Here is an 8807-nt window from a genome sequence, read left to right as displayed (position 1 = left end):
AGTGAGGGGAGAGGGAAAAAGGGTGAAAGAATTAATAGAAAAATGGGAAATTCAAACGCTGAATGTAAGAGATTTTATGTTAAAATAAAGTGTATAGTAAAGGTGGCTCTCCCTTATGGTAATGATGGGGGTTCCCGGAAAAATATTTATTAAAAAGGAGAAATAATCTTGGAAAAAGTATTAGTTTTTGGACATAAAAACCCAGATACAGACACAATTTGTTCAGCTATCGCTTATGCGGATCTGAAAAAACAACTAGGTATCAATGCTGAACCTGTTCGTCTTGGTGAAGTGAATGGTGAAACTCAATATGCATTAGACCAATTCAAATTCGAAGCTCCTCGTCTTGTAGAAAAAGTGGCAGGGGAAGCGGATGGTGTAATTTTAGTCGATCACAACGAACGCCAGCAAAGTGCTGAAGACATTGACCAAGTCCGTGTTTTAGAAGTTATCGACCACCACCGTATCGCTAACTTTGAAACAAGCGATCCTTTATATTACCGCGCAGAACCAGTTGGCTGCACGGCAACTATTTTAAATAAAATCTATAAAGAAAACGGTATTGAAGTGCCTAAAGCAATCGCAGGTTTAATGCTATCTGCCATCATTTCCGATTCTTTATTGTTCAAATCTCCAACCTGCACTGAGCAAGATGTTGCAGCAGCAATGGAATTAGCGGAGATTGCCGGAGTAAATGCTGAAACATATGGCTTAGAAATGTTAAAAGCAGGCGCTGACCTGAGCGACAAAACAATTGCCCAGCTAATTACTCTTGATGCAAAAGAATTCTCTATGGGAACTGCGAAAGTGGAGATTGCTCAAGTCAATGCTGTGGATCCGAACGAAGTTCTTGCAAAACAAGCTGAATTAGAAGCAGCTATTGAAGCTGTTATTGCTACGAAAGAATTAGATTTATTCTTATTCGTTGTAACGGATATTTTAACAAATGATTCTGTTGCCTTGGCTCTTGGAAAATCAACGGAAGCAGTTGAAAAAGCTTATAACGTTACATTGAGCAACAACATTGCCGTCTTAGAAGGCGTTGTATCACGTAAAAAACAAATCGTGCCGGTTTTAACGGACATATTCAGTAAATAAAGATGTGAAAAGGGTGCTCTGAATACTTCGAGCACCCTTTTATGTAATATTGTGAGGGTCAACAAATTTCAATCATGTCTATAAAAAAGGACTCAAACAAGCCATTTAAATGACGTTTGAGTCTTTTTTTTAATTCAAAGCTTCCTTCTCTTTTTCATAGGCGATAACAATTAGTTCTTTATTTGCGTCCTGGCCTAGCTTGCTTTCAAAGCTTTTTAGTTCATTCAGTAAATCTTGTGACAGGTTTGCTGCCGTATAATCCTGCTCGGATATCATACTTTTTGCTCCTTCCATCTAGATATATTTCATGTTATCTATTTTGTCGGTTTAAAAAGTTTCTATTCAGCAAAATTTAAACTTAAGATATTTTACTATCATAAGTGGCGAGCTTTTCAAGCAATTGGGAACTTTCATGATCGAGACCAAGCACCTGAACTGATTTACCATGTAGCCGATATTTAAGGACAACCTTATCAACTGCGCCGACTGCAGAAGCATCCCATATTTTTGAATGGGAAAAATCAATGGTGATGGAATCAGCCTTTTCATTTACATCGAACTTGGAAACAAAGTCCTGAACCGAGGCGAAAAATAATTGTCCGGTTATACGATAAATAATTTTCTTAGCCTGAATGTCCTCTGTTTTTTCAACTGACACTTTAGAAATTTTAGCCGAGAAGAAAATCATGCTCAAGAGAACGCCGGCAAATACGCCTTTTGATAAATCATGCGTATAAAGAACAATGATGACAGTTACAATCATTACAGCTGCATCCGTCTTAGGAGCTAGTCTGAGCCTCTTCAAGGAAGACCAGTCGAATGTTCCTATTGAAACCATAATCATGACTGCAACAAGGGCTGCCATTGGAATTTTAATAAGAACGTCATTCAGTATCACGATTAAAACCATCAAAAAAGCCCCGGCAACAAATGTTGAAAGYCGACCTCTGCCGCCAGACTTAATGTTAATTCCAGATTGACCAATCATTGCGCATCCTGCCATACCTCCGAAACACCCGGCGATAATATTTGCAATGCCCTGGCCTTTGGCTTCCCTATTTTTGTTGCTATCTGTGTCGGTCATCTCATCGACAATTTGAGCCGTCAATAATGATTCAAGTAACCCGACAAATGCAAGTGCTATGGAATAAGGAAAAATGATAGCCAATGTTTCAAATGTAAAAGGAATATCTGGAAGCATGAACATTGGAAGTGCCTCGGTTAATTGCCCCATATCCCCAACAGTACGCACAGTGGCCCCTGTTGTAACTGCTACAATAGTCATGAATATGATAGCGACCAGTGGTGAAGGAATGATTTTGGTGATGCGTGGAAAAAGATAGATGATTGCAAGTGAAACTGCCGTCATGACATACATAATCCACGTTTCACCCACGAAATGAGTAAGTTGGGCCGTGAAAATCAAAATGGCTAGAGAATTCACAAAACCAGTCATAACAGGCTTCGGGATAAACTTCATTAACTTTCCAATTTTGAAGACCCCTAGTAAAACTTGCAGTATACCAGTTAAAATTGTTGCTGCAAGTAAGTAGTTCAAGCCATGATCTTTTACAAGATCAACCATGACTAGCGCCATTGCCCCAGTAGCGGCTGAAATCATACCTGGTCTTCCGCCGACAAAAGAGATGACGATGGCGATACAGAAAGAGGCGTATAACCCTACCATTGGGTCGACCCCGGCAATAATGGAAAAGGCAATCGCCTCAGGAATCAGTGCCAGTGCCACGACAATACCGGAAAGAACATCTCCGCGAACGTTGCCGAACCACTCCTGTTTTAATATAGATGTATTCAAAGAAACACTCCTTTTTTCATTATATATGTGTTTTAATTTGCTTTATTAACGCAATAAATTATAGCATGGCTTATTCATTCTATCTATGGATAATAGAAACAACTAAATATGGGCTATCCATTGATTAGCTTTTTACTTTTGAGACAAAAAGTCTGGATGTCTCACAGAAGGGGAAGAAATACTTTAAGTGAAATGTATCGATAAGGGTTATAGTTGTCACATGCTTGATAGGGGATATAGGGCATTTTTTCGACTTTGGTGAGGTATGAATCATTGGGTTTAAATGTTTGAATTTCCAAAGACTTCTGTTTACCTTTTGCGATATGTTACTATTAATATACTGATTTTTCTGTATTTACTGTGGGTTATTCTTCAACAATGGATAAGAACAGGGGATGCTCCTATGAATAAAAGTGAGAAGAGAACGAAATTAGTAGAAAAAATTGAAACGCATTTAAGATTGACTGCAAGAAATTTAGTGAAATTCGATACAATTCAAGAAACATTAGATTTTACGGTAGAATCATTTCAACTGGAGTTTTCATGGGATTTCGTGGCAATCGTTTTAAGAGAAGATGATATCTTATATCCAAAAGTCTGGAAAGGAGGTTCGCCGCATTTCGCAGATTCCTTTCCAATTCACCTAAGTGAATGCTCTCCGGAGATTCTCGAAGAAGGATGGGATATTAGGAAAGAAGAAAGCAGCCTCAATTGCAAATTTTATAAGTTAATGAAAAATGAAAGAATTTCAACCTGGTTTACTGTACCTTTAAAAGATGATGGAATCAGCTATGGGTTCTGTATTATTGGCTTTCATAATTTCGTTCCTTTAATTTCTGAAGTTGAGCAAATTTTTGTTGAATTTGGAAAAGATGTCGCAGTTGCTATGCAGCTTGCAAAGGAGAAGGAATTTGAGAAACGAAAGTTAAGCAGCATAAGATGGGTCAATGAAAATGTGACCCCGGGTTCATCGATGGAAGAGTTAGTGCAAAAGGTGCTAGAGCTATCATGCCAAGGTACGATGGCGGAGGACGCCTCCATCTATTTGTTCGATGAATCAGAAAACTGTTTTTATTTGCAAAGCCCTTTGATAGGCTCTCCTAAATTGGAAGAAAATATTAGGGTTATAGGAGAGAATGAATTAAGTACATACTTTCCATTTTTTGAAAAATCGGGTGGCTTTCAGTTGTCGGTTCCGTTGGTGGTTAATCTTAAGACTGTGGGAATGATTCATTTAGCCAATAAGGCAATGGGCGCATTCACAGTGGGGGACCTTGAGCTTCTAAAATTTTTATCAAACCATGTGGCCGCATTATTTGAAAACGCTAGATTATATTTAAATGAAATTCATTTAAAGCAGCGGTTACAAAAGATTATGGGCTATCAACAGGAACTGGTCAAAGAGACATTGTACGGGGAAGATTTTGATGTCATCACGGATACCCTCAGCGGGTTGTTGTCCTGTTCAATCATTCTTTTTGATAGATTCTTCAGGTACATCTCTATTCATCTAGAAAACGAGGATGAATATTCACTTCCCGATATATATAGTCTTATTGAGAAAGAGAAAGCGAAAATCGGTAAGGAAAAACGGGGAATATGGCTCGGAGATTTTAAAAAGGATTCTACTGCGATTGGTTTTTGGCCTGTAATAGGAAGTGGGGAATTATTAGGCTATTTAGCGATCATCACAAATAAGAATGCTGTGGATGAGGTTACGAATTTAACAATTGGACATGCGCTAAATGTATATGCCATTCAGTTCATCAAACAAAAACTGATTATAGAAACTAAAGAGCAGGTGAAGGACAGTTATATAACTAAATTGTTTGAAGAGAAGATAGAGGATAAGGCTAAAATAGTGGAATACGCGACGCTAATGAACATAGATTTATATCGGCCACACCGGATTGCTGCATTAAAACTGGAAGAGGAATCTTTACTTTCCCATTCGAACCTGATCGAGAGAGAAGCAGAAAAAGCCTCGGAATGGGATCATATGAAAGAACGGCTGTATCTTAAATACAAAGAAATCATCGTGACTAAAAGAGATGATATGATGATTCTCATGATTCCAGTAGAAAGAGAAAAAGACCTGGCCTCCTCTTATTGGGGAGAGTTATATCAATATCTTAGAGAGCAACCGATTTTCAAGAAGCTTTCCTTGACGATTTATATGGGAGTGGGAGGGGCGACGGATAAGCTGGAGGATTATTATTATGCCTACAAACAGGCCATGCATGCTTATAATGTTAGCCGAAATGGCTTCCCGAAAAATGGTCTAGCTATATTTGATGAATTGGGTTCGTATTCTCTTTTAAATAACCTGAAAGACCCTGCACTTGCTGATTTATTTCTGAAAAAGTATTTAGCTCCGTTGATGGAGTATGCAAAGGGAAGTGGAGCAGATCTTATGAATACGCTAAGAGCCTATTTATTTAATAACGGAAATCTGAAAAATACCATGGATGTACTTTTCATACACCGCAGTACTCTGCGCTACAGGTTGGAAAGAATTCGTGACATTCTAGACATGGATCTAGAAGACGCAGAAACGCGATTAAATCTGATGATTGCTTATAAACTTCATGATTTATATCAATCCAGCCAGTTATAGACTAACAAAATGTGTCCTCCTCATAATCAATGATAAAAGGCCTTGAAGGGGGCTTTTTTTTGTGAAAAATTTTATCTGCGATTCCATTAGTAATAGAAGAGTTTATAAGATTCAAGTAGCCTTTTGTTTACTTGCACAAGCTTTCTCTCCTCATCTTACATGTTATATGGTGGGACTCAAGCAAGCTTTAGAAGAAAGAAGGAAAGAAAGCCAGTGCAGAGGAAAAAGCTACGTGTGAGCGCTTCTGTATCGAAATGATAGGGTGAATAGAATTTAGGCCTATGTTCCAAGAAAGAGCAAGCAAGTCTACTCAAAAGAAAGACCAGAAACTATTCTTTATAAATAATGCTTGATTTACATTCGGGACATGTTACTTCTTTATAATGCTTGAAGCTAATCTTTCTAAGATCCCTTCTGGTTAACATAGTGAATACATTATATCTTGCGCCGCATGCACAAGTATATTTGTCTTTAACTATGTGTCTCTCATCTGTATTAGCTGAATAAATAGTAGGAAAAAACATATAAAACCCTCTTTTATCTAATTTTAGGCAAATTAAAAAGGGGGCAAGAAATAAATAATTAATTAATCTAATCAAGATATATCTTGGCAACCCGGCTGCCATGACAACTAAATTGTTGGTTTAGGCCCGTGGCTTTGCGTCTTTTACTTTCATAAAATTTGCCTAAAATAATCTTAACATAAAATTTAACCCGTTTTGGAAGTGCAGAAAAAATACTTATCTATTAAATGGGAAGAACTAATGAGGGGAAGAACAAATGATAAGCGAACTTTCCTTCGGGATGGTTCTTCTCGAAGGATTTTTATTCCAAGATGTAACTACCAATTAGGGAAAGATATATATATTTTATCAGGTAATGATTCTAAATAAGAGTAAGTAAGAGATTATAGATCATTTATATATTTCCTAGTACAACGTATTAGTCAGGCTGAATTATGATCATTGGATAAATGGGAAAGCGGCTTCTCAAATATAAAATGAGGGTTATTCAAACTGAGGGTATGATACACAGTTGGTTTACACTCTGGATCTCGATTGGTACAAAACGTACGAATTAAAGGGATCCGTTTAGTACTCTATGTACCTATAACTGGTTAATATATGGAGATATAATGACAATTATTAGATAATAAAATAAAAATTCAGTCAATTAGGAGGGCACCTATGGATTTCAACTTAACGGATGATCAGCAAGCGATTGTTTCGATGGCAAGGGATGTAGTGAATGCTGAAATCATTCCACTAGCAAGAGAGTTCGACGAAAGAGAGGCTTTTCCGGTAGAAATCATGGACAAGTTGAGGGAATGTGGACTATTCAATCTATCTATTCCTGAGGAATACGGAGGTCCTGGAATTGATAAATTATCACATGCCTTAATCGTGGAAGAAATAGCAAGAGGCTGTGCTGGCATAGCAACTTCATTGGAAGCTAATTCACTTTCATCTTATCCAATTTTAGTTGGTGGGGATGAATCACTTAAGCAAAAATATTTGAAACGTTTAACCGAAGAAGGGCAATATGCTTCTTTTGCCTTAACAGAACCGGGCGCGGGCAGTGATGTATCTGGCATGTCATCAACTATTGTAAGAAAAGATGGCGGTTACATATTAAATGGGGAAAAGTGTTTTATCACCAACGCAAGTTATGCTCATTTCTATGTAGTACTCGCCAAACAGACGCTTGAAAATGGGGAAAATTCTTTTACGGCTTTAGTTGTCGAAAGAGATTCTGAAGGTATTACGGTTGGTGAAAAGGAAAAGAAAATGGGGCTAAGAGCTTCTAACACAGCTTCGGTTATCTTCGATGATGTCTTTGTCCCCCTTGAAAATCGAATTGGAGAAGAAGGAAAAGGTTTTAAGATTTTTATGAAAGCCCTTTCTTTTGCGAGGCCGATGGTTGGAGCCCAGGCGGTAGGAATTGCACAGGGAGCATATGAAAGCGCTTTAAATTATGCAAAGGAAAGAAAACAATTTAAAAAGCCAATCGCTAATTTCCAATCCATCCAGTTCATGCTGGCTGATATGGCGATGACCATTGAAGCATCAAGGTTATTGGTTCATAAGTCTGTCTTTCTCTTGGAACAGGGTACGCCTTCAGCGAAGCATGCTTCTTTCGCTAAATGTTTCGCTGCTGATACCGCCATGAAAGTAGCCGAAGATGCGGTGCAAATTCATGGAGGTTACGGATTCATTCGGGAATATCCAGTTGAGAAGTATTTCCGTGATGCTAAAATCATGCAAATTTACGAAGGTACAAATCAAATACAACGTGTCGTCATTGCAAAAGAGATATTGAGCTAACAAAAAAAGGGGGAAATGAAAATGGCAGAGACAATTATCGGGGTCGTAGGATCAGGAACAATGGGGGGAGGAATCGCTCATCAAGCAGCGTTATCCGGTTTCAAAGTAATTTTATGTGATGTAGAAGATCGATTTTTAGATAATGCGATTAATAGAATGGAAACGTTCATGGATAAAAGCGTAGCAAGAGGCAAGATGAAGGAAGAGCAAAAGCCTGAGGTGCTGGGAAGAATCACAACAACGACTAATTTGGAAGATTTAAAGGAAGCCAACATTGTTATCGAAGCAATCATCGAGAACTTGGAAGCGAAGAAAGCGATATTTTCCCAGTTAGATAACGTTCTTGGCGATGAAGCGATAATTGCTACCAATACTTCATCGATGTCGATCACAGTCATTGCAGGAGCGACCAAGCGGCCTGAGAAGGTAGCGGGTATGCATTTCTTTAACCCGGCGCAAATCATGAAATTAGTGGAAGTGGTCCGTGGTTATCATACAAGCGATGATACCGTATCAAAATTAATGGAGCTTTCAAGGGCATTTGGCAAAGAACCAATCGAAGTCAAAAAAGACTCGCCTGGATTTATCGTGAACAGAATCATGATTCCGCAATTCATTGAAGCCATCAAATTGGCTGAAGAAGGGGTAGCTTCTTATGAAGATATTGATAAAGCCGTTAAATTGGGATTGAATTATCCAATGGGTCCTTTTGAATTACAGGACTTTGCGGGTGTCGATATTGGTTTGCACGTCATGGATTATTTTTATGATGAATTTAAAGACGGTCGTTTTGCAGCTCCTCAACTTATCCGCCAAATCGTAAATGCAGGACGTACAGGTAAAAAGGCAGGTGCAGGATTTTATGACCACGACAAAGAATGAGGGGGCAATAAAAGTGGAATTAGAAGTGTTGAAATATGAAATTGAGAACGGGGTAGCAACTGTTTATTTG

At 38.3% G+C, this 8807-nt stretch carries 6 protein-coding genes and 1 riboswitch; of the genes, 4 read left to right on the top strand and 2 right to left on the bottom strand.

Features of this window, described 5'->3' with window-relative positions:
* Positions 1 to 168 precede the first annotated feature (168 nt).
* On the top strand, positions 169 to 1098 hold the full coding sequence (locus tag AC1DUW_RS15870) for a manganese-dependent inorganic pyrophosphatase (protein WP_201182190.1): 930 nt from the start codon (positions 169 to 171) through the stop codon (positions 1096 to 1098).
* A 129-nt stretch (positions 1099 to 1227) separates the two neighbouring features.
* Here the strand turns inward: AC1DUW_RS15870 and AC1DUW_RS15865 are convergent, their stop codons facing one another.
* On the bottom strand, positions 1228 to 1374 hold the full coding sequence (locus tag AC1DUW_RS15865; protein ID WP_157444088.1) for a hypothetical protein: 147 nt from the start codon (positions 1372 to 1374) through the stop codon (positions 1228 to 1230).
* Between the two features lie 82 nt (positions 1375 to 1456).
* Positions 1457 to 2914 carry a SulP family inorganic anion transporter gene (locus AC1DUW_RS15860; protein WP_477642937.1) on the bottom strand — a complete coding sequence of 486 codons (1458 nt, stop codon included), beginning with the start codon at positions 2912 to 2914 and terminating at the stop codon, positions 1457 to 1459.
* A gap of 403 nt (positions 2915 to 3317) precedes the next feature.
* On the opposite strand from AC1DUW_RS15860, the gene AC1DUW_RS15855 reads away from it, so the two are divergent.
* The 3 genes from AC1DUW_RS15855 to AC1DUW_RS15845 all read left to right on the top strand — a co-directional run bounded on the left by AC1DUW_RS15855 (position 3318) and on the right by AC1DUW_RS15845 (position 8737).
* Positions 3318 to 5531 (top strand): helix-turn-helix domain-containing protein, encoded by a 2214-nt coding sequence (locus tag AC1DUW_RS15855; RefSeq protein ID WP_477642936.1) that lies wholly within the window; start codon positions 3318 to 3320, stop codon positions 5529 to 5531.
* A 606-nt stretch (positions 5532 to 6137) separates the two neighbouring features.
* Positions 6138 to 6228, bottom strand: a riboswitch (cyclic di-GMP riboswitch).
* Between the two features lie 490 nt (positions 6229 to 6718).
* Entirely contained in the window at positions 6719 to 7855 is a 1137-nt protein-coding gene (locus AC1DUW_RS15850) for an acyl-CoA dehydrogenase family protein (RefSeq protein WP_053344797.1), read from the top strand.
* 21 nt (positions 7856 to 7876) lie between these two features.
* Positions 7877 to 8737, top strand: a complete 861-nt coding sequence (locus AC1DUW_RS15845; protein WP_477642935.1) for a 3-hydroxyacyl-CoA dehydrogenase family protein — start codon at positions 7877 to 7879, stop codon at positions 8735 to 8737.
* Positions 8738 to 8807 lie beyond the last annotated feature (70 nt).

The sequence above is a fragment of the Peribacillus sp. P4_C12 genome, assembly GCF_056402095.1.
The sequence above is the reverse complement of the archived record's forward strand: the minus strand, read 5'-3'. Positions and strand labels throughout refer to the sequence as shown.